The following is a 24,082-nucleotide window of genomic DNA, read 5'->3' as shown; positions in this document are numbered from 1 at the left end:
TGTCATTCCAGTCTGGAATCTAGTTCTTATTGTACATTTACTTGGTGTAGAGTTAAGTTTTCTGGATCCAAGTAGTCAAGCTACTCGGATGACAGCTACCCTGAAAACCTTCATCCCGCTACGTGTTAGCGCTGCGGCGGTATGACGGTTTGCGGTGGCATGACGATAAGGTTCCAGTATCAGCTACTTGAATGACACAGTTTTTGCTTAAACCCGTAACGTTCGTACATTTTGCTAAAAGTTCAAATATCAACATCATGCACGTTGAGTGCATTGCTATTAATAAAGTCACGGCGTGGTTCAACTATATCACCCATTAATATTGAAAATATGGAATCAGCTTCTTCACAATCTTTTATTTCAACCTTCAATAAAGTTCTAGCCTCAGGATTTAACGTAGTATCCCATAGCTGATCAGCATTCATTTCACCAAGACCTTTAAATCTCTGCAGAGTTAAACCTTTTTTACCATAGTCCATTATTATTTTTGCAAGCGTACTTGGAGAAGTGATTTTTATTTCAGTTTCTTGTGACTTTAAAAATGAATCACCATTAAATAAATTACTTATACCATCAAGCAAACTTAATATGTTTTGCATATCTTTGCCTTCAAGCATACTAAGTGCAAATATATATTTGTCTGCCAATCCTTGAAATAATTTAGAGATGTGAATTTCTTTTTCTTCATCCTTTATTTCTACTTCCCAAGTATATTCACTGTACATTAATTTTAAATACTTTAATATCTCATCAGCCGATGATAGAGCATTCTTTTTGCTTAAAATTAGCAATGACTCTAAGAGATTTTGTGGTATTTCTCTATCATAATTTTTGCTAATATTAGAAATGCTAACGCATTTATTCAAAATAAGGCGCAAGTCGTTAAATTCTGTAGCTGTACCACTTAGTGTTAATCTTTTAACTGCTGAGTTTATTATATACTCTTCAAAAGTTTCGTCATCTTTAATATAAGTGTCTTTAGCATTCTTTGTAACTTTATAAAGGGGTGGCTGTGCTATGTATAAGTAGCCTTTTTCAATAACTTCACGCATATGTCTAAAAAAGAAAGTTAGAATCAAAGTTCTTATATGTGAACCATCAACATCTGCATCTGTCATGATGATAATTTTATGATATCTAGCTTTTTCAATATTGAAGTGTTCACTCCCTATTCCAGCACCAATTGCAGTAATTAAAGAGCCTATTTCTGCAGATGAAAAAATACGATCTAAACTTACACGTTCTACGTTTAGAATTTTTCCTCTTAAGGCAAGCACTGCTTGTGTTTTACGATTACGCCCCTGCTTTGCAGTACCACCTGCTGAATTACCCTCTACTATAAATAATTCCGATAACTCAGGGGCTTTTTCCTGGCAATCAGCAAGCTTTCCTGGCAGAGTTGCAATATCAATATTGTTTTTGCTTTTAACTAACTCTCGTGCTTTTCTTGCGGCTTCTCTTCCTTTTGCTGATCTGATTGCTCTTTCTACTATACTTGCTGCCAATTTGGGATCAGTTTCAAGGATTGTGCTCAATTTATCAGAAACTATGCTCTCCACAACTGTACGCGCTTCAGAACTAACTAGTTTATCTTTTGTTTGTGAAGAAAACTTAGGATCAGGCATCTTGAGAGATAAAACACAAGTTAAACCTTCTCTAACGTCCTCTCCAGTTAAATTTACTTTTGCTTTCTTTAAAAACCCTTCATTAGTTGCATAGTTATTGATACATCTGGTTAAAGCGGATCTAAATCCTGCCAAATGCGTACCACCATCTCGTTGCCTTATATTATTCGTGAAGCATAACATATGTTCATAGTAGGAATCATTCCATTCCATCGATATTTCCAAGCTGATGCCAAGATCTTCTGCATCTCCTTTCATACTGGCAATTTTAGTTACATGTGTCTTATTCTTATCTAAGTACCGCACAAAATTCGCTGTACCAAAATTGTCTTTAGATTGATTGCTCTGATTGAAATGAGATTCTGTATATGGTTCATTGCGCAGATCATGTAAAGTAATGTCGATATTTGAATTTAAAAATGCTAATTCTCTTATACGACTTTCAAGCGTTGAGTAACTGAAATTAATGCCATTAAAAGTCTCTGTTGATGGCATGAACGTGACTTTAGTTCCTCTTTTGTTTGTATTTTCGTTGACTACCTTTAAAGGTTCAATAGACTCACCATCTTCAAAGCGCATAAAGTGTTCTTTCTTATTGCGCCAAATAGTTAATTCCAACCAGCTTGATAATGCATTCACAACTGAGATTCCAACACCATGTAATCCCCCAGAAACTTTATAGGTATTACTGTCAAATTTACCACCAGCATGGAGTTGAGTCATTATTACCTCTGCTGCTGATATTCCTTCTTCTTCATGAAGGTCAGTTGGAATGCCACGACCATTATCAGTTACAGATACTGAACCATCTTTATTTATGCTAACTTCAATTTTATCACAATATCCAGCTAAAGATTCATCTATTGCGTTGTCAACAACCTCATATACCATGTGGTGCAAGCCAGATCCATCGTCAGTGTCACCAATGTACATACCTGGACGTTTCCTTACAGCATCAAGACCCCTTAAGATTTTTATTGCATCGGCATTATAACTATTTTCCATTAGATTGCTTCATTTATACACGTTAATTGATGTTACATTCAGATATACTAGTTAGCAACATTTTTAAACTGATAACCCATGTTAAAAGCACAACTTTACGAATGCTTATTTTTGAAGACAGCAAATAGTGTCATTCCAATGCGTCTTCCCGGTGGAGATTAAATTATAATGCTCATGCAGTTGCGTGCTCGACTAATTAACAGAAAAATCTATAATTCAGTTTACGTATTTTCTTATCTCAGCCAAAATCTTATCAGATTGACTTTCGTCTGAATTTAAATCAGCTGCAAAGTGTGTAACATATTTTCCTCCAGGGCCAATAAGATATATTATCGAAGAATGGTTGATTTCTTCTTCTCCGTCTACTTTGCTTGCATATACTTTATATTTCGCAACTACTTCGTCTATTTTTTCTCTTTCACCAGTTAACATTTGTATTCTATGGTCAAATTGCTGCTGAAATTCTTTAAGTCTTTCCGTGCTATCGCGCTCAGGATCAACTGTGATGAAGAATGTTTGTAGCTTGTTGGTAGTTTTCTCATCTAACTTTGCAAGTGTTTCTGAAATTATCCCAAGGTTCATAGGACAAATTCTTTTACATGAGGAAAATCCAAAGAAAATCATCATGTATTTATCTTTAAAATCACTACTGCGCAGAATCTGTCCGTCCTGATTAATTAAAGAAAAATCTCCGCCTATCTTAACTTCCGCGTTGTGAATCGCTGCCGGGGCAAATATGCCTTTTTTAGTGAAATAACAATAACCTAAAAAAACAACTGCTAATGCTGCTAGCACATTAGATAACAATCTTATAAACCTTACCATTAGAATGCTCTCAGTAAAATCAAATTGTATCTTTATTGGTTAACCTATTCAATATATTTATCCCAAAGTGTATTGTTAATTTTGTCTAACAGTTTCTTATGTTCATCAATTTCTTCACTATTTGGTGAATGTTCTCTGGGAGTTAGATTACGCACTTTATGCTGAACGAATGTAGAGTTACTGTCCTGATTGCATTCATTATCAAACAGAAAGGTTTGTAACCCTCCTGTAAGTTCAACATATACCTTTGCAAGCAATTGAGCATCAACTAGTGCTCCGTGCAATTCTCTATTCTCTAGCGATATATCAAAACGCTTACATAATGCATTCAAAGAAGCAGGTGATCCTACGAATTTTTTCCTCGCAAGAGGTAATGTATCTAGCACTCTATCTGAGGAAATTAACCCAGCATTCAGCTTGCTTAACTCCATGTTAAGGAACTTAACATCGAATTCAGCGTTGTGAATTACCAAAATATCATTAGATATAAAGTCAAGAAATTCAAGTGCAACATCTGAGAATAATGGTTTATCTTCTAAAAATTCTTCACTAATACCGTGAATCTTAAACGAGTGATAAGGTATATCTCTTTCTGGGTTAAGGTACCGATGGAGTACTTTACCTGTTGGAATACGATTAATTAATTCCACACACCCTATTTCAATAATTCGATGACCAGATCCAGTGTCAAGACCTGTCGTTTCAGTGTCAAGTACTATTTCGCGCAGCTTGCTTTCCACGGTTAACTCTAAATAAAACTAATCTTACTTGTCATTTGTCTTATCGTTATTTGTCTTTTTATAGTTAATAGAAACAAGCAACCAGCTTGGGTCTGATGAATTAACATTTTTTTTGAATTGCCATACATCCTCAACTTTATTAATGGTGGATGTGCTACCTGATATTATATTTTCTGAGCTATCTTTAATAAAGTTAATTTGCTCTGAAAGGAAATATACTGCAATAAACACTGTGTTTTTTACTAGCTTTATTTCTAAAATCTTTTGTGAAACGATAGAAACAATTATAGACTCGTGCACCTCTTTACGATGTTTAATCTTCTCTGCAAAATTATCATATAAGTCTTTATCGAGAAGTGGTTTTAACTGAGACAAATTTCCTTGATTGAAATACTTTATTATTAATTCAAAAGCTATGCTTGAACCTTCTATAAAGTGGGAAATAGAAAAATCTTTGTTTTTTTTTAATATTTGTTCATAAGTAACTTTTATTGAATTTTCATCGTTGCTATCAATGTAACCCTCAATGTTTTCTACTACATCTTCTTTACTTCGGCTTACATCCAACACACTAGTTAGCTTTTTTAGATTGAGATTGGCTGACCTTTCTAAAGAATTATACAAACGTGAAAAAATGAACGCCGCTAATAAAGTATATATTACAAGCTCTATCATAGTAACTCAACTCCTTGGCATATAAAGTATCCGAACATTATTAATTATTAATGAAAATATGTTTTTCATATCAACTTATAATCAGGTTTGCTATTCGTTTGTAAATGAATATATTATATAAGAAAGTATTAAATATCTCAACTTAATTAAAGGAGACGTAAGAAATGCCACAACAAAAAATGAGAATTCACGGTCAATATGTTAAAGATCTATCGTTTGAGAATCCGAATTCGCCATTCCTTTCTTCAAATAAAGCTCCCGATATTAATGTAATGGTTAATATCAATTCAGCGAAATTAGAAGGAATGGAAAACAAAGAAGGAGTAAATGAAGAAAAATCTTTCCATGAAATTACTTTACATATAGAAGTCAGAGCAACGATAAAAGATGAAGGTATAAAAGATGGCGTAGCTTTCATTTGTGAGACAAAATATTGTGGCATTTTTTCAATAGAAAATTTTAAAGAGTTGAGTGAGGAAGAGGTAAGACAAGCTTTGTTTATTGGCGGACCTACTTTTCTTTTCCCTTTTGCAAGAGAAATAATTGCAAGAGTTACAAGCAGTGGTGGATTTCCCCCACTAATGCTAGATCCTATAGATTTTGAAACTATGTACGAGCAGCAAAGTCAACAACAAAGAAGTAACGGTAGTAATTCCAATTTTAACTAATATGATGTAACCTGATGAATAATTCTTTAAACGCAAAAACGACTTTAAACATTGACGGGAAGTCATACAACTATTTTAGCCTAAATAGTGCTAGTGAATTTTTAGGAATAGATGTAACTAAATTGCCCTGCTCACTTAAGGTTCTGCTTGAAAATTTATTGCGCAATGAAGATGGAGTAAACGTAAAGCTGGATGATATAAAAATACTAGCAAGTTGCGTTAATAAACACGCTAATCATGAAATTAGCTACAAGCCAGCAAGGGTGTTGATGCAAGATTTTACAGGGGTCCCTGCTGTCGTCGATTTAGCTTCTATGCGGAGTTATGTCAAGAAAAATGGAGGCGATCCAAGCAGCATAAATCCGTCTGTGCCCGTTGATCTTGTGATCGACCATTCTGTTCAAGTAGATAGTTATGGAAGTGTTTCCGCATTCAGTAAGAATGTTGAGCTAGAAGTAAAAAGAAATTTGGAGAGATATCAATTCTTAAAGTGGGGAGAATCATCCTTCACAAATTTTAGAGTAGTACCGCCAGGTACTGGAATTTGCCACCAAGTGAATCTTGAGTATTTAGCGCAAGTTGTATGTAATAAGGATGGGGTTTTGTATCCTGATACTTTGGTTGGTACGGATAGCCATACTACGATGGTTAACGGGTTATCAGTCCTTGGTTGGGGTATTGGAGGCATAGAAGCTGAGTCTGTGATGCTTGGTCAACCAATTAGTATGGTGATTCCAGAAGTAGTTGGATTTAAATTAATTGGCAGACTGCCGGAAGGAGTAACTGCGACTGATTTAGTGCTGACGGTTACCAATATCCTAAGAACAAAGGGTGTTGTTGGTAAGTTTGTAGAATTTTATGGTGATGGTTTAGATTATTTATCTTTGGCAGATAGGGCAACTATAGCAAACATGGCCCCAGAGTATGGCGCAACTTGTGGATTTTTTCCAATTGATCAGAAAACGCTAGATTATTTAAGCTTAACCGGAAGGCCAGAAAAGCTAGTTGAGGCTTATGCGAAAGAGCAAGGATTGTGGCGTGGCAATAATGAGTTAGCATTTTTTGACACACTAGAGCTTGATTTATCAAGCGTGAAGCCAGTAATGGCTGGTCCCAAAAGACCACAAGATAAGGTTTTTCTTTCACAAGTGGCAGAGTCTTTTTCTAAATCATTTTCAGTTAACGAATCAAAGGAAAGTGATAAGCTTCAAGATGGAAGTGTAGTTATTGCAGCAATAACAAGCTGCACTAACACCTCAAATCCAAGTGTAATGATTGCTGCAGGTCTTGTAGCTCGTAATGCAATTAAACTTGGATTAAAATCAAAGCCTTGGGTTAAAACTTCTCTTGCTCCAGGGTCACAAGTTGTAACAGAATATTTAGAAAAGTCTGGATTGCAGGTAGATCTAAATGCTTTGGGTTTTAATCTAGTTGGATATGGTTGCACAACTTGCATTGGGAATTCTGGTCCACTTAATAAAGATATAGAAGATGGCATTAAAAACAAAAATTTAACTGTTGCTGCAGTTTTATCTGGTAATCGTAACTTTGAAGGAAGAATTCATCCGTTAGTCAAAGCTAATTACTTGGCATCTCCGCCACTTGTTGTTGCATATGCACTTGCTGGTACTGTGCAAACTGATTTGACAAAAGATTCAATATGCAAAGATAAGAATGGAAATGATGTCTATCTCAAAGATATATGGCCAACAAACAATGAAACCGAAGATTGTGTTAAAAATGTGGTAACACGTGAGATGTTTATACAAAAGTATAAGGATGTTTTTTCTGGTGATGAACATTGGCGAAAGATAAAGTGTGAAAAAAGTGAAATCTATAATTGGGATGCAAACAGCACTTACATACAAGATCCGCCCTATTTTGATAATTTATCACCTAAAAATAATAAAGATAAAACAATCGATATAAAAGGTGCACAAATATTGGCAATGTTTGGCGATAGCGTAACCACTGATCACATTTCCCCTGCTGGAAATATTGCCTCAAGTAGTCCTGCAGGTATATATTTAAAAAATCTTGGAATTGAGCCACAGGACTTTAATTCGTATGGATCTCGTCGTGGTAACCACAATGTAATGATGCGTGGAACTTTTGCTAACATTAGAATAAAAAATGAAATGGTAAGCATCGAAGGCGGCTATACAAAATATATTCCTTCTCAAGAAACTATGTCGATTTTTGATGCAGCAATGCGCTACAAAGAAAGTAATGTTCCTCTCATCATTGTGGCAGGAAAGGAGTATGGCACAGGTTCAAGTAGGGATTGGGCAGCAAAAGGTACTTTATTGTTGGGGATTAAAGTTGTAATTGCAGAAAGCTTTGAGCGTATACATAGGTCCAACTTGGTCGGCATGGGTGTTCTTCCACTTATATTCCAAAATGGAATAACCAGAAAGATATTTGATGGTAGTGAGATAATAAGCATAAAAGGTGAAATAGTGCCAAGTGGAAATTTAGAATGTATCATCAAAAGAAAGGATAGTTCTGAACAATCAATTCAACTCAAATGCTGTGTACAAACTGCAACTGAGGTTAAATACTTGATGGATGGTGGAGTATTGAGCTACATACTTCTCTTGACTTAGTAAAGTTAAGTAAGTACTAGACTTCTTTTAGCCAGCCCTGGCTCTTTTATAAATAATAATTTATTCTACGCGAAGTTATGATATAATTTTACCTTACATATAGTAAAGGTGTTTTATAGATAATTATGATTACCTCTATACAAGAACCTAACGAATTGAGAAAACGTTTACAAGGATTTTATCGTACTGATGAAAAGAGTTATATACGTTATCTTGTAGAAAAAGCAGAGCTTTCAGCTGATTCAAAAAGTAGAATTTATAATATTGCAAAACAAGTTATTGAAAAAATCAAACACAATAAATTAAGTATTGTAGATTCCTTTATGCAGCAATACTCGCTTTCCAATGATGAAGGAATAGCATTGATGTGCCTTGCTGAATTGCTACTTAGAATACCAGATGATTATACAATAGACGAAATAATCAAAGATAAAATTGCCAATCAGGAATGGAATAAATATTTAGGGCACTCTTCTTCGTTGTTTGTCAATGCTTCCACATGGAGCTTGATGATAGGTAGCAGTATATTGAGAGATAATAAAGGCGATTCGAAGTTCTATTACGCAATTTCTAAGTTACTTAAGAATTTAGGAGAACCGATCATTCGCAAAGCAGTAAAACAAGCAATGTCTATGCTTGGTAATCATTTTGTTGTTGGAGAAACCATAGAAGAAGCTTTAAGGTATGCAAAACTAGATGACAATAGTAAGTTTTTATACTCTTTTGATATGCTTGGCGAAGCTGCTCACACAGCTGAAGATGCAGAAGAGTATTTTAATTCATACATGCACTCAATAAAAGCTATAGGTGAATCCACTGAAATAAATGATTGTTTTAAATCGCATGGAATTTCAATCAAATTGTCTGCGTTACATCCACGTTATGAATTTGGTCAATTCGATAATATAGCTGAAGAGTTGAGAGCTAAACTGCTAGAGCTTTGTCATGAAGCAAAAAATACAACACTTCATTATGCATAGATGCAGAAGAAACAGAAAGGCTTGAAATGTCCTTAATCTTGTTTGAACAATTACGGCTTGATGAATCACTTTCTGAGTGGGAAGGGCTTGGCTTGGCTGTACAAGCATATCAAAAACGTGCTTTGTCTGTTCTTGACTTTGTAGAGGATGTTGCTATTCGATCAAATCATAAAATTATGGTCAGACTTGTAAAAGGTGCATATTGGGATTCAGAAATCAAGCGTACGCAAGAATTGGGATTAAATGATTACTCAGTATTTACAAGAAAAAGCTATACTGACGTATCTTACCTCGCGTGCGCACAGAAACTTTTGAGTAAACCAAACAGCTTTTACCCATGCTTTGGAACTCATAACGCCTATACTTTTGCTTCTATCATGGAACTTGCTGATAAAAACCACCCTGGATTTGAATTTCAACGCTTACATGGAATGGCAAAAGACTTATATGATTATACAATGTCAGAGCTTGCAACAAATGTTAGCTGTCGTGTCTACGCACCCGTTGGGGAACATAGTGACTTGTTGCCTTATCTTATAAGATGCCTTCTTGAAAATGGAGCTAATAGTTCATTAAAATTGATGAGTTAATTTCAGATCCACTGGAAAAAGCTATAAATTTTAATTATGAACCTCATCCAGGCATTCCGTTACCACAAGATATTTTGGGACCAGAAAGAAAAAATTCTTTGGGAATGGATATTAGTGACTCGGTGATAGTCTCACAATTTGCAGATGATATAAAGAGCTTTAGTGAAAAAAATGGCAAGTTGGGCCGATAATTGACGGACAGTCACTTTTTGATGATGCCAAATTTACTGAAGTGGTGAATCCTGCACATTTAGAAAATGTAATTGGAGAAGTGTCAAATACAACAAGTGCTCAAGTTTTAAACGCTCTTGAAATAGCACATAATGCTTTTACTGAATGGCAGAATGTTTCAGCAGAAAAGCGCGCTAAATGCCTTGAAAAAGCTGCAGATTTGCTTGAAGAAAGGATGAAAGAGTTGATTTACATTCTGATCGTAGAAGCAGGAAAAATTTTATCTGATGCAATAGCGGAAGTAAGAGAGGCAGTGGATTTCTTACGTTACTACGCAACGATAGCAAAAAATGAACTGAGCGACTGGAAAAAATTGCCAGGTCCAACGGGTGAAGATAACTTCATCTTTTTTGAAGGCAGAGGAGTTTTCCTGTGTATATCACCATGGAATTTTCCACTTGCTATCTTCATTGGGCAGGTTTCAGCTGCACTTGCAGCAGGTAATGCGGTGCTGGCAAAACCGGCAGAGCAAACGCCGATTATTGCCTACGAAGCTGTTAAGATACTACATGAAGCTGGGATACCAAAAAATGTGTTACACCTCATTCCTGGGGATGGTGGATATTTAGGCAAAATATTAGTTCCAGACAATAGAATTGCTGGAGTAGCTTTTACTGGCTCAACACAAACTGCTCAAATAATTAATAAAATGCTTGCGGATAGGGATGGTCCTATTGTACCGCTTATTGCTGAAACAGGAGGGCTCAATGCTATGATTGTTGATAGCTCCGCTCTCTTAGAGCAAGTGACTACAGATGTTGTACTTTCTGCGTTTCGCAGTGCCGGCCAACGCTGTTCTGCACTTAGAGTGCTGTTTATTCAAGAGGACATAGCAGAGAAGCAGATAAAAATGATATGTGGTGCAGCGCAAGAACTCAAGATTGGTGACCCAATACAACTTAGTACTGATATTGGTCCAATAATTGACAAAGCATCTATCGATATGCTAACTCAACATACGCAAAAAATGTCAGAGGACGAAGATTCAAATCTGTTATTTAAAGTACCCATGGATACAAATTCTCATAATGGTTATTTCTTTCCTCCATATATTTATGAGATACAAAAAATTTCGCAATTAAAGCAAGAAGTATTTGGTCCTATTTTGCATATCATACGTTTTAACAAGTCACAATTAAATGAAGTTATAAGTGATATAAACAATACAGGATATGGGCTTACATTTTCTTTGCAGAGCCGTATACAAAATCAGATCGATTTAATAAGCAAAAAAATATCAGTTGGAAATGTCTACATCAACCGTAACCAGATAGGTGCAGCAGTTGGGATACAACCATTTGGTGGTAGAGGACTATCTGGCACTGGGCCAAAAGCTGGTGGTCCTCATTATTTACAGCGTTTTTCTACAGAAAAAGTTGTAAGTGTTAACACTACAGCATTCGGTGGTAACACTACACTTATGTGTTTGGATTAATTTGCGGGCCCTAATTTTTCTCCTATCTTACCCCTAAGCTAGACGTTCGTGCAGTTATGTACACAGCGCTAAGATCCGAAAAGGACCAGCTTATGCACTGAAATAAAGCGGCTCCAAAGGAAGTCTTATCTTTAAACAAAAGAAAAAAGCTGCTATAATCTGAATAAAAGCATTATAAATGAAATGAATGTGAAAAATATCTTATTAGCGCTTTTAGTACAAACGGTATTCAGTTTGCCGCTATTTGCAGCTGATCCTGTTTTGCTCAACTGCATTGAAACTCCAGAAATATATGACCTTGATGCAAGGCCAAAAAATTTTAGCTCTTCAAACAATTTAAGAAGGAAAGCTGGTTCTCCAAATAGTGCAACAGGAGAATTAATACACATAGTGGGTAGAATTACTGATATAAACTGTTTACCAATACAAAATGCTGTAGTTTCTATATGGCACGCGAATTCACGCGGCGTGAACCATTACGATGAGAATATAGAGGATAATCAACTCGATCCGAATTTTGCTGGATCAGGAAGGTTTGTAGTGAATAATCTTGGCTATTATAATTTTATTACGATAGCACCTGGTAAAATTGGTGAGAGAGCTCCACATATTAACTTTCTAGTTCAACATCCAGATTTTCCAGAATTCACAACGCAAATGTTTTTTGCTGACCATAATTGCGATAATTGTGCTGATCCTGTTCTTGGAGATTTTGTTAGTAATGGGCTTGCAAGCCTTCTCATAACACCATTTACTTACAGTAATCAGGTCATAAAAACCTATACGTTTAACATTACCTTGGGTGGATATAATACGTTCTCTAATAAAAGATAAAAACCCTTGCATATAAGGTAGTCCATAGTAAACTTGAATGTTATTGTACTTAGGATGTATATGAAAAATATCTTACTGATGTTTTTGCTATGTTTTATGTACAGTTTACAATTATTTGCAACGGAGATGCCAGCAATGAAAATAACAATTTCTAAAATTTCGCCCGATTTTAAAACAATAGTAATGGGTTTATTTGAGGACAATGAAACCGTAAATGATGGCGGAGTTTTGCAAGGAAAACAGATCATAGATAATATAAAGCAATTTAGCGATTTTAATGGAAGCTTTGGTGAATTTTCTTCTACCATTTTACCAGAAGGAAAAAACGTTGTAGTTGTTGGACTTGGTAAGAAGGATGAATGGAATGAAAATAAAGAATTAAATATTGGTGGTAAAATATATTGTGAGCTAAGCAGATTAAAAATTAAGAAAGCAGCGATTTTAATCGAAGGTAGTGCAGCAAATGTTGCATATGGTGCGTTTCTGCGTAGTTTTAAGTTTGATAAGTATAAAACTAAAAAGGATGAGAAAATTACAGAGGTAGAGGAAATTACCGTATTAGTAAAAGATGAGCAATTAAGTAATGCTGAAAGATCATTTGAGCACTCAAGGCAAGAAGGTGAGAGTATATTCCTTGCGCGCTCTTTTATAACAGAGCCTTCTAACATTCTATATCCAGAATCCTATGCTGATCATATAAAAAAAGAGCTTACTAAGCTTGGCCTTGAAATCGAAGTGCTTGATAAAAAGCAGATGGAAGAGAAAAAAATGGGAGCCTTGCTTGGAGTCGCACAAGGAAGTAGTAAAGAACCAAAATTAGTAGTGATAAAATGGAATGGGGCTTCTAAAGAACAAAAGCCAATAGCTTTTGTTGGTAAAGGTATAACGTTTGACACTGGTGGAGTATCACTCAAACCTTCACGTGGTATGGAGTCGATGAAATATGACATGGCAGGCTCTGCTGCTGTAGTTGGGGTGATGCATGCTTTAGCAGGACGAAAAGCAAAAGTAAATGCAATCGGCGTGGTTGCACTTGCAGAGAATGCAGTGGGTGGTAATGCTCAAAGGCCGAGTGATGTAGTAACTTCAATGTCTGGACAGACGATAGAAGTGTTGAACACCGATGCAGAAGGAAGGCTCATACTTGCAGATGCTTTATGGTATACGCAAGACAGATTCTCACCAAAATTTATGATTGATCTTGCAACTTTAACTGGTGCTATAGTGGTTGCACTTGGAAATAACGAATATGCTGGTCTTTTTTCAAATAATGATGAATTAGCAAACCGTCTGATTGATGCAGGAAATGAAGTAAGTGAGAAGTTATGGCGTTTTCCTATGAATGAAACTTATGACAAAATTATTGATTCACCGATTGCTGATGTTCAAAACATCGCTCCTGCAGGCTCTGGTGGAGATAGCATAATGGCTGCACAGTTTTTACAGCGTTTTGTGAATGAAACTTGCTGGGCACATTTAGATATCGCAGGCACTGCTTGGCACGAAAAAGGTACTGACATTTGTCCAAGAGGAGCAGTAGGTTTTGGTGTAAGGTTACTTAATAAGTTGGTTAAAAAGTACTACGAAGCCAATGATTAAAGGTCTTTATACTGGATTTATGGCCTGACTCACAGCTACATGAACGTTTATTTTCGAGGCGCAGCAAATGAAAGTAGCTGATACATATTTCTTTTTTTCTGGTCAAGCACTGGAATGATATCAAGGAGTAACTTTTTATTTAAACAATGATTATAATAAGAGATCTATTGAAATTTTAAAGTTATTAAATATTGACGCTATATACTTAAGTGTTAAAATAGAATGAAAAGTTTTTAGGAGTTTATATGGCAGTAGGTGGGAAAGCAAAGACAGCTAGTAAAAATAACCCTACTCAGCGTAAGAAGGCCGAGCAAAAAATGTATAAAGATAAACCGGTAAAACCTGTTAGATATATAGATCGTGACTCGCGCATGAATTATATGTCTGCTCAATATGACAACGGCAATCTGGTTGAAGATGAGGTAAGCGGCAATCCTATAAAGTGGGAAGCTGTATAATAGTTATGGTTAAAGTTACTATTAATTCTAAGGAATGTGAAGTAGAGCATGGGCTCACTATAATTCAAGCTTGTGAAGTCGTGGGCGTTGAAATTCCACGTTTTTGTTATCATGAGCGTTTAGCAATTGCTGGTAACTGCAGAATGTGTTTGGTTGAAGTTGAGGGTGGACCTCCAAAACCAGTAGCCTCTTGTGCAATGCCAGTTGCAGAAGGGATGGTTATTCACACTGATACCCCTAAGGTTAAAAAAGCACGTGAAGGTGTGCTTGAGTTTTTGCTAATCAACCACCCGCTTGATTGCCCAATTTGCGATCAAGGTGGTGAATGCGATTTGCAAGATATCACGATGGCTTATGGGAAAGGAACCAGCAGACTTGATGAGCATAAGAGGGCTGTGCCAAAAAAACACTTCGGACCACTGATTGAGACTGCGATGAATCGATGCATTCATTGCACTCGGTGTGTTAGATTTTTGTCTGATGTTGCAGGTACAAATGAACTTGGAGGAATCGGAAGGGGAGAAAATGTAGAGATTAGCACTTACATAAAAAGGCATATTAGTTCTGAATTATCTGGAAATATCATAGATCTCTGCCCGGTAGGGGCTTTAACTTCAAAGCCTTACTCCTTTACAGCGCGTCCATGGGAGCTATCACATTGTGAGACTATAGATGTGCTAGATGCTGTGGGAAGTAGCATTAGAGTTGATTATCGTGGCCTGGAAGTTATGCGAATATTACCAAGACTGAGCGAAGAGGTAAATGAAGAACGGATATCAGATAAAACCCGCTTTGCCTATGATGGACTAAAAGTTCAGCGTCTTGATCAACCTTATGTAAAAAGAGATGGTAAATTAGCCCCGGTTGATTGGAATGAAGCATTAACTATTGCTGCAAAGAAATTAAAGAATACAAAATCAAATAGAATAGCTGCAATTGTAGGTGATTTAGCAGATTGTGAGTCTATGCTTCTACTCAAAGAAGTGATGCAGAAGCTCGGCTCGGGGAATATAGACTGCAGGCAAGATGGTGCAAAGCTTATACCAAGTAATCGCGGATCTTATGTGTTCAATACCACTACCCAGGGTATAGAGAATGCAGATTTGTGTCTGCTTATAAATACAAATCCAAGGATAGAAGCACCGATCATTAATGTAAGATTGAGAAAGAGATATTTACAGGGCAACTTTCCTATTGCAAGTGTTGGTCCTAACATTGAATATTTGTATCATGTTGAGAAATTGGGCGATAATCCTGATATTTTGAGTGAAATAGCAAATGGAAATCATAAATTCTGCGAGCTGCTGGTAGCTGCTCAAAACCCTATGCTGATCATTGGTCAAGATGCATTAATAAGAGATGATTCTGAATCAATTCTAATTCTAGCTGGCAAAATTGCAGAAAAATTTAACATGGTCAGAGACGACTGGAATGGCTTTAATATGCTGCATAAAGCTGCAGCAAGAGTTGGTGGTCTGGACGTTGGGTTTGTTCCTGAAAAAGGTGGAAAAGACACTAATCAAATACTGGAGCATACAGAAGGTGGCGAGATAGAAGTCATTTATCTTCTTGGTGCAGATGAAATTGATACATCAAAATTAGAAAATACATTTGTAATTTATCAAGGTCATCACGGTGATAAGGGTGCACATGTGGCAGATGTTATCTTGCCTGGTGCTGCATATACAGAAAAATATGCAACTTATGTAAATACTGAAGGTCGAGTGCAAAGAACAAATTTAGCTGTATTTCCTCCAGGTGAAGCAAAGGAGGATTGGTTAATTATTAAAAATCTTTCACAATATTTAGACCTTTCTTTACCGTATGATAGTTTATTTGATGTGAGAAAAAAATTAGATACTATCGGTCCACAGTTTAGAAATGCCGATCAAGTGGTAAAAAACACATGGGTGCCAATTAGCAATGATGGGATAAGCTTAAGTAATACACCTTTCACTTTAAAGGAGTGTAATTTTTATATGACGGATTCAATAAGTCGCGCTTCAAAAATAATGGCAGATTGTACTAAAGCTTTTTATGAACACGCTAGTTAATATTTTATTTATTTTAGTACCGCTACTACTTTCAGTTGCGTACTTGGTATACTTTGAGCGTAAGGTTATTGGTGCAATTCAACTGAGACACGGCCCAAGTGTAGTTGGACCTTTTGGGCTATTGCAGCCATTTGCAGATGCTATTAAGCTACTGATTAAAGAGCCGATAATACCATTTAGAGCGAGCACCATACTGTTCATTATGGCTCCAATGCTTACCTTTATCTTGGCATTAATTGCCTGGGCAGTTATACCGTTTGGTGCTGAAGTAATTGTAGAAAATGGCCAGCAAGTAGTGATTCCTAAGGTTATAGCAAATATTAATGTTGGAGTGCTTTATGTGCTAGCTATATCGTCGCTGGGAGTATACGGCGTAATTATTGCAGGCTGGTCAAGCAATTCTAATTATGCATTTCTTGGCGCTATACGGTCGGCTGCTCAGATGATTTCATATGAAGTTTCAATAGGCTTAATAGTTGCTACAGTTGTTGTTACAACTGGTACGTTGAACCTTGGAGAGATGGTGGTAGCGAAACACAACATGCCATTTTGGGTTGATTTGCTACTAATGCCTATAGGAATAATATTTTTTATTTCTTTGCTTGCAGAAACTAATCGTCACCCATTTGATTTACCAGAAGCTGAAGCAGAGCTTGTCTCTGGATATAACGTTGAATATTCATCCATGCCTTTTGCCCTCTTTTTTCTTGGAGAATATGCAAATATGATTCTAGCAAGTGCTATGATGACGATATTCTTTCTAGGAGGATGGTATCCGCCGCTGGAGTTTAGTTTACTTTACAAAATTCCAGGTTTGATTTGGTTCGTTTTGAAGATAGTTATACTTTTGTTCGTATTTATTTGGATTAGAGCAACAATACCTCGTTATCGATATGATCAGCTAATGCGTCTTGGTTGGAAAGTGTTTCTGCCAATATCGGTGCTTTGGGTGGTACTCATTTCAGGAGTGTTGCTCTTTACTGGGAATTTACCTGGGTCCAATGTTTAATTTTCCAAATACAAGATTAAGGCGCAGGCGCTCGAGCAAATGGGTTCGCAATTTAACAAGTGAAAATAGTCTATCAGTAAATGATCTGGTTCTTCCTCTGTTTGTTCACGACAGAGAAGAAACAACTGAACCAATTTCTGGCTTACCAGGCGTAAAGTGTTATTCAATAGATGGATTAGTGTCTATAGTTAAGGAAGCTAAAGATTTAGGAATTAATGCTGTTGCAATTTTTCCTGTAGTTGATAGTAAACTAAAATCTGAAAACGCTGAGGGAGCATATAATTCTGACAACTTAATCTGCAAAGCAATCCGTGCTGTAAAATTAAAGGTACCTGAAATTGGTATTATTGCAGACGTTGCACTGGATCCATACACTATTCATGGCCATGACGGCATTTTAAAAGATAATCAGATGGATGTAGAAAACGATGAAACTATATCAGTACTGTGTAAGCAAGCACTTGCTTTAGCGAAGGCAGGATGTGATATAGTTGCTCCTTCTGATATGATGGATGGTAGAATAGGAAGAATCAGAAAATCATTAGATGATAATAACTTTCAAGACGTATTAATATTATCTTATGCGGTGAAATATTGCTCTAGCTTCTATGCTCTATTCAGGCAAGTCGTTGGTTCATGTGGGCTATCACATTCTATAGACAAAAGTGGTTATCAAATGGATTATAAAAATGCGCACGAAGCAATGTGCGAAATTGAAATGGATATAAATGAAGGTGCAGATTTTATTATGATTAAACCAGGTATGCCATATTTGGATATTATCAAAACAGCAAGTGATAAGTTTAATTTTCCGATTTTTGCTTACCAAGTAAGCGGTGAGTACGCAATGATAAAAGCTGCTGCAAATAATTGCTGGCTGGATTATGACAAGGTGATTTATGAATCTTTGATTGGTTTCAAACGTGCAGGTGCAAGTGCAATATTCACTTACGCTGCACTTGATATTGCAAAAAATTTAAGTGCACAAGCCCTATAAAATTACTAAATTTTTGGCGCATGTTCTTCTACTGTTGCTGCATATTACCTAAAATTTTCCAATACATGTTTTAAGTTATTGATAAGTCCGTTACAATACAGTATTATAAATAATATAAACCAAGTGTTACTTAGAGCATGGGAATTTTTTTTGAATTTTTGGGAAAGATGCTAGGTAAGGTTTTTCCTGCCAAAACAGTAAGCTCTTTTTTGGGAATAGGATATTTACCAGGTTGGCAGAACTATTGGTCTTCTTTTTTAATATTATTTATTGTCGATGTTATATTGATTTTTACATATGGAGGCGAATATTTACTATATAAAATGCCAAATTCAGGAATAGTTGTAGCTGCTGTTTTTACAAAATTGGCAATAGTTATGTTAGTAATACAATTAATTGGAATATTTATTTTTCATGCTCAGGACCCTTCAGCAAACAGTGGTGAAGAAATAGTAATACAAATAGCGTCAGGGCAAGTATTGACTGTAGCACTTTCAATGCCAGCAATAATGTCAATTTATTATACTGTAAGTAAACTCTATGGGAGTATATGTAAGCAGATGTTTCAATGCCCATTTTGGTTTAATGATTTTATGCACTTTTTCTTTTTTCTTATGATACCTTACGTATTTTTTAATGTCGTAGAAGTGATAAAACCATGGCCAATAAGTTCAATACAACTCAGCTATAATAATGCAATTTCAATTACATTTGAGGGGATTTTTCACACATTTTATGCGGTGATTTTACTGTATTTAACAGCATTTATATTCTGCGATTTAACTATGCATGATGCAATTGTCCTAAATAAAAGCATAATTCAGTATGTGAGGGAAAGTTCAGCAGTTTTAGGTGATTATTTACATAGTGCTGCAAAAAAAATAAATATTGAATAGTACTTATTTATTTATATATTTAGTATAAAAAGTGTGCAATTTGTGTGAATTTACAAAGTATAATAAAAGAGTTGCAAGATTTTTGGGCTGGTGAAGGGTGCGTTATACTTCACCCATACACATCTGAAGTTGGTGCTGGTACATTACATCCTGCAACAATTATGTCTGCAATTGATACAAAACCGACAAAAATTGCATATCTACAACCAGTAATTAGGCCAGCAGATGGACGCTATAGTGATAATCCTAATCGCTTGTATCAACATCACCAATATCAAGTTATAATAAAGCCATCTGGTAATAATTTACAAAACGTCTATTTAGATAGCTTAAAAGCTCTTGGCATATCTACAGAAAAATATGATATTAAGTTTGTTGAAGATGATTGGGAAAACCCAAGTGTTGGTGCATCAGGACTTGGATGGGAAGTTACATGCAATGGAATGGAAGTAACACAGCTTACTTATATACAGCAAGTTGGAGGGATTGACTGCAAGATGATTCCTGGTGAGGTGGCATATGGGTTGGAACGTTTAGCAATGTGCATACAAGGTGTAGATAATGTTTACGATATAACTTGGAACGATAACGGTGTAACTTACGGAGATATTTTTAAACAAAGAGAATATGAATTTTCTTATCTAGCGTTAGATTATTATGATACTAAAGTGGTACAGCAGCAATTTGAAGATACGGAAAAATTATGTAAGTTCCTTATTGAAAAGGAGCTACCAATTGCAGCTTATGACCAATGTATTAAAACTAGTCACCTACTTAATCTGCTTGATGCAAGAGGTGTGCTTGGTGTCAATGAACGTACAGCGCATATTGGTAGAGTTAGAGAGCTGACAAAAAAATGTTGCGAATTGTACATGAGTAAATAGCGTATGTCGTTGCAGTTGTTATTTGAGTGCCTTTCAGAAGAAATACCATCGAGAATGCAGAATGTAGCTGCAACTCAAGTTAAGAGCTGTATTGCCAATGTTTTTAACAAAAATAATGTAAAATTTACATCAATGGAGGTTTTTGTAACGGCACGTCGCATTACCCTATTTGTTGACAACATAAATGCTTTGGAGCTAAAGGATTCCAATAACGAAGTTAAGGGACCAAACATTAACGCACCAAAAAGTGCTATCGAAGGTTTTTTAAGAAAATATCAGAAAAATGAAGAAGATTTGCTCGTTCGAAAAGTAAATAATGAGGATTTTTACTTCATTAAAAGAGAAAGCTGCTCATTTAACATCAGAGAATTCCTCAAAAATCAACTGGAGGAAATGCTCAAAAACTTTTCTTGGTTGAAGAGCATGAGATGGGGCGAAGGAAAAGAAAGGTGGGTTAGGCCAATTAAAAACATTTTATGCATTTTAAATGACGAAATAATACCTGTGTCTTTTGCAGGGATCACAGCATCTAACACAACATATGGCCATCGATTTCTCTCAAGTGATGCGACGTTAACTATTAAAGCACCTAAAGACTATTTTGAATTGCTAGAAAAAAACAGCGTAATTCTCCAGCTGGACAAAAGAAAGCAATTTATACTAGATCAGATTAATAAATTCACAAAAGAGCAGAATTTACAACTTGAGAAAAATGATTATTTACTAAATGAATTAACAGGGCTTATAGAGTGGCCAATCGTACTGTTTGGTGAAGTGAATCAAGAAAAGTCATTTGGATTACCGAAGGAAGTAATTCTTAGTATAATTAATACGCAGCAAAAATATCTTGCTTTAAGTAATGGAAAGAGAATTTCACACTTTGTCACTGTTGTCAACGTCAACAATGGTGAAGTTGTTAAAGGACACGAAAGAATATTAGAAGCACGTCTTGCTGATGCACAATTTTTGATATCTCAGGACAAAAAGGAAGATCTGGATCATTATGTCAAAAAATTGGGTTCGATATTATTTCATGCTTTTCTTGGCAGCGTGGGGGAAAAGGTGAAACGTATTACGTCTCTGTCAAAGTATATAGCTATATTTATTCCACATGCTTCGCTGATAAAAGTTGAACGTGCTGCATATTTGGCAAAAGCTGATTTGGCAACATCGATAGTAAGAGAGTTTCCAGAATTACAAGGAGTAATGGGTGGATATTATGCTTCTTATTTTCAAGAAGATAGAGAAATAGTGGAAGCTATAACTGAACACTATAAGCCAATCGGGCCAGAGCAGGAGTGTCCTAAATCCCCTTCAGCAATTGCTGTGTCAATTGCAGACAAAGTGGATAGCTTAGTTGGTTTAATTGCAGCAGGTGAGAAAATCTCTGGTTCGTATGATCAGTTTGGTTTGCGGAGAATGACAATTAGTATAATTAGAACAATACTTGAAAATAATTTGCATATTCCAATTAGGCCATTGATAGATAAGTCAGTATCTTTATATTCAAGGCTTCTATTTAATGAAAATACAACGTCAGTTGATAAGCCAAATAGAAAACAAATTTCAGAACTAGTATTTAGATTCTGCTTAGAAAGATTCAAGGTTATTTTAAAAAATAGAGATATAAGGCAAGATGTCGTAGATTCAATACTATATAAAATCGATATTAATGATCTGCTGACAGCAGAAAAGCAAACTGTTATATTGGATCGTTATCTTAGTACGCCAGAAGGTGAACAGATTCTAAGCACTTACAAAAGAGTCAGTAACATGATGAGCAAAGTAAGGAAAAGTGATGGCACTACTTATAGTGCATCTTACGGTAAGAGATTTTTGATTGAAAATGGAGAAATTGCGCTATCAAATTGTGCTATAACTGCTTGTAAAAACATAAAACAAGCGATAAAAAATAACCACTTTAATGCAGCGCTTGATGAACTTGCTGGTTTTGCTCCGTTTATCAATCAGTTTATGGACAGTGTAAAGATTAACTGTGATTCTGATAAGCTGAGAAGAAACAGATTATCTTTGCTTGAAAATGTAGTTTCCGTCTTTCATTTAGTAGCAGATTTTAACCTCATACAAGTCAAGTAATGGATAAATGTTCAAGCAATATAAAGAACAGATAAAATTATCTCCGCAGTCTTGTGGTGTGTATAAGATGATTGGAGATAAGGATAAAGTTTTATACATTGGTAAAGCAAAAAACTTGAAATCGAGATTATCTGACTACCTTCAATTCGAAAACCTTTCTGAACGAATTAGAGTTATGCTCTCACAGGTTGTTAAGGTTGAAATATTCATCACTGAGAATGAAATCGAAGCACTGCTTCTTGAAGCACAGTTAATAAAATCATTGAAACCACTTTATAATATTGTGCTCAAGGATGGAAAATTTTATCCTTATATAACAATTTCCAAGCACGATTATCCAAGAATAGCAAAATATAGAGGCAAATTTAAGAAGAATGAGTTTCATTATTATGGTCCCTTTACATCTGCCGCTGCTGTTAAGCAAACTATATTGTCATTGCAAAAAGCTTTTCTCCTAAGAGTATGTTCAGATCAATACTTTTCCTCAACAAAAAGACCATGTATTGAATATCAAATTAAGCGCTGCTCAGCACCATGCATAAACAAAATCACAAAAGACGACTACTGCCAATCAGTAAAACAGGCACGAAATACATTGCTTGGAAGAAACAAGGAAGTGAAAGAACAGTTACTTTTCACAATGAGAAAGTGCAGCAGTGAAGAAAACTATGAGCTTGCTGCTATATATAGAGATCGGGTAAAGTTTCTTGAGCAAATTCAAATACAGCACACGGATTTTTCTTTTGAAAAAGATGCAGATTTCTTCAGTATTGTACGTGAAGAGGATCTAGCATGTATTAGTGTGTTATCGTTCAGAAATAAAGACAACTACGGCAGCACTCCTTACTTTGCCGAGAACTGTGGTGATCACTCAAATGATGAAATTTTATCCACCTTTTTGGTCAATTTTTATAATTCAGCTAACATACCTCCAATACAAATTTACGTTCCAGATTCTATTGTGGATAAGGAAATTATAGAACAAGCACTATATAAGGTTGCTCAAAAGCCAGTAAAAGTTCTGCATGCAAAGAATAAAAAAGAGCGTGATTTATTGAAATTTGTTTATGATAACTCTCAGCATAGCTTAGAGCAGAAGCTTATCGATTATAGAAATAACCTAGAAAAGCTTGAGGAGCTTAGCAAAATCTTCTTGTTACCAAACATTCCAAAGCGTATTGAGGTTTATGACAATAGCCATATATTTGGAAATCAACAAATTGGTGTAATGGTTGTTGCAGGGCAGGAGGGTTTTTTAAAAAGTGAGTACAGAAAATTTACTATAAAGGAAAAATTTTCAGGCGATGACTATAAAATGATGAGGGAAGTGCTAACCAGACGTTTCTCCGGCAATATAAAAGGCATAATACCTGATTTTTTACTGATTGATGGTGGACCAGGACATGTTTCCATAGTACAGAATGTACTGGAAGTATTGAATATAAACGTTCCTTTTGCTTGTATGGCAAAAGGTCCTGATCGTAACGCAGGAAATGAAACATTTTATATGCTGGACAGGGAAGAATTCAGTCTGGCAAATGACAGCAAAGTCACGCTTTACTTACAATTGCTGCGTAATGAAGCCCACCGTTTTGCGATAACTTCACATAGAAAAAAACGCGATAAACAGTTTATAGTTTCACAATTAAGCAAAATACCCGGCATTGGCAACAAAAGGAAAAAGGCGTTGATGTCTTATTTTGGTTCAGTGAAAAATATAAGCAAAGCTTCTCTGGCTGAAATTCAAAACGTACATGGAATTAGTAAAGGTTTAGCAGAAGTCATTCTTAAATACGTGAATTATAAGAGAGGAGTGCTCTTAACCTGACACATATGGCTTTTTGAATACTCCTAATGAACATATTTATAAATAA

16 protein-coding genes and 1 pseudogene are annotated in these 24,082 nt (G+C 35.7%); 13 read left to right on the top strand and 4 right to left on the bottom strand.

The genetic code is table 11. The features are described from left to right. Nucleotides 1–242: 242 nt before the first annotated feature. The 4 genes from gyrB to ABWU50_RS01965 all read right to left on the bottom strand — a co-directional run bounded on the left by gyrB (nt 243) and on the right by ABWU50_RS01965 (nt 4,870). Nucleotides 243–2,630 (bottom strand): DNA topoisomerase (ATP-hydrolyzing) subunit B, encoded by a 2,388-nt coding sequence (gene gyrB / locus ABWU50_RS01980; protein WP_353276113.1) that lies wholly within the window; start codon nt 2,628–2,630, stop codon nt 243–245. A 216-nt stretch (nt 2,631–2,846) separates the two neighbouring features. Then, a complete protein-coding gene (locus tag ABWU50_RS01975) occupies nt 2,847–3,455 on the bottom strand; it encodes an SCO family protein (RefSeq protein ID WP_341822766.1) in 609 nt (202 codons plus the stop codon). Between the two features lie 44 nt (nt 3,456–3,499). Then, nucleotides 3,500–4,195 carry a DNA polymerase III subunit epsilon gene (gene dnaQ, locus ABWU50_RS01970; protein ID WP_253309507.1) on the bottom strand — a complete coding sequence of 232 codons (696 nt, stop codon included), beginning with the start codon at nt 4,193–4,195 and terminating at the stop codon, nt 3,500–3,502. A gap of 24 nt (nt 4,196–4,219) precedes the next feature. Continuing rightward, nucleotides 4,220–4,870: a Tim44/TimA family putative adaptor protein gene (locus tag ABWU50_RS01965; RefSeq protein ID WP_264731357.1), complete on the bottom strand. Its 651-nt coding sequence runs from the start codon at nt 4,868–4,870 to the stop codon at nt 4,220–4,222. Between the two features lie 164 nt (nt 4,871–5,034). Here ABWU50_RS01965 and secB point away from each other — a divergent pair, with 164 nt between their 5' ends. From secB to uvrC, 13 genes and pseudogenes are all read left to right on the top strand, one after another. Then, nucleotides 5,035–5,538 (top strand): protein-export chaperone SecB, encoded by a 504-nt coding sequence (gene secB / locus ABWU50_RS01960; RefSeq protein WP_253309505.1) that lies wholly within the window; start codon nt 5,035–5,037, stop codon nt 5,536–5,538. A 14-nt stretch (nt 5,539–5,552) separates the two neighbouring features. Then, nucleotides 5,553–8,144: an aconitate hydratase AcnA gene (gene acnA, locus ABWU50_RS01955; protein WP_353276112.1), complete on the top strand. Its 2,592-nt coding sequence runs from the start codon at nt 5,553–5,555 to the stop codon at nt 8,142–8,144. Between the two features lie 125 nt (nt 8,145–8,269). Next, nucleotides 8,270–11,380, top strand: a pseudogene (putA, locus tag ABWU50_RS01950) (bifunctional proline dehydrogenase/L-glutamate gamma-semialdehyde dehydrogenase PutA). 183 nt (nt 11,381–11,563) lie between these two features. Further along, the gene (locus ABWU50_RS01945) at nt 11,564–12,214 is read left to right on the top strand and encodes a protocatechuate 3,4-dioxygenase (protein ID WP_353276111.1); all 651 of its coding nucleotides are present in this window, start codon (nt 11,564–11,566) and stop codon (nt 12,212–12,214) included. Between the two features lie 96 nt (nt 12,215–12,310). Next, nucleotides 12,311–13,813 carry a leucyl aminopeptidase gene (locus ABWU50_RS01940; protein ID WP_353276110.1) on the top strand — a complete coding sequence of 501 codons (1,503 nt, stop codon included), beginning with the start codon at nt 12,311–12,313 and terminating at the stop codon, nt 13,811–13,813. A 245-nt stretch (nt 13,814–14,058) separates the two neighbouring features. Then, nucleotides 14,059–14,271, top strand: a complete 213-nt coding sequence (locus tag ABWU50_RS01935) for a hypothetical protein (RefSeq protein WP_006015760.1) — start codon at nt 14,059–14,061, stop codon at nt 14,269–14,271. A gap of 5 nt (nt 14,272–14,276) precedes the next feature. Next, a complete protein-coding gene (gene nuoG / locus ABWU50_RS01930) occupies nt 14,277–16,325 on the top strand; it encodes an NADH-quinone oxidoreductase subunit NuoG (RefSeq protein ID WP_353276109.1) in 2,049 nt (682 codons plus the stop codon). Beyond that, nucleotides 16,309–17,334 (top strand): NADH-quinone oxidoreductase subunit NuoH, encoded by a 1,026-nt coding sequence (gene nuoH / locus ABWU50_RS01925; protein WP_264687804.1) that lies wholly within the window; start codon nt 16,309–16,311, stop codon nt 17,332–17,334. The genes nuoG and nuoH overlap by 17 nt, the downstream gene beginning before the upstream one ends. Further along, a complete protein-coding gene (gene hemB / locus ABWU50_RS01920) occupies nt 17,327–18,331 on the top strand; it encodes a porphobilinogen synthase (RefSeq protein ID WP_353276108.1) in 1,005 nt (334 codons plus the stop codon). Before nuoH ends, hemB begins: the two co-directional genes overlap by 8 nt. Nucleotides 18,332–18,468: 137 nt before the next feature. Beyond that, the gene (locus tag ABWU50_RS01915; protein WP_253307312.1) at nt 18,469–19,227 is read left to right on the top strand and encodes a phosphatidylglycerophosphatase; all 759 of its coding nucleotides are present in this window, start codon (nt 18,469–18,471) and stop codon (nt 19,225–19,227) included. Between the two features lie 44 nt (nt 19,228–19,271). Further along, the gene (locus tag ABWU50_RS01910) at nt 19,272–20,111 is read left to right on the top strand and encodes a glycine--tRNA ligase subunit alpha (RefSeq protein WP_253307313.1); all 840 of its coding nucleotides are present in this window, start codon (nt 19,272–19,274) and stop codon (nt 20,109–20,111) included. Between the two features lie 3 nt (nt 20,112–20,114). Next, complete coding sequence (gene glyS / locus ABWU50_RS01905; RefSeq protein ID WP_353276107.1) at nt 20,115–22,208, top strand: glycine--tRNA ligase subunit beta; 2,094 nt, start codon at nt 20,115–20,117, stop codon at nt 22,206–22,208. Nucleotides 22,209–22,215: 7 nt separating this feature from the next. Continuing rightward, nucleotides 22,216–24,036, top strand: coding sequence for an excinuclease ABC subunit UvrC (gene uvrC / locus ABWU50_RS01900; protein ID WP_353276106.1), 1,821 nt, complete (start codon nt 22,216–22,218; stop codon nt 24,034–24,036). Nucleotides 24,037–24,082 lie beyond the last annotated feature (46 nt).

This window comes from Wolbachia endosymbiont (group A) of Pipizella viduata, assembly GCF_964028555.1.
Taxonomy (GTDB): domain Bacteria; phylum Pseudomonadota; class Alphaproteobacteria; order Rickettsiales; family Anaplasmataceae; genus Wolbachia.
This window is presented reverse-complemented; position numbering and strand designations above follow the sequence as displayed.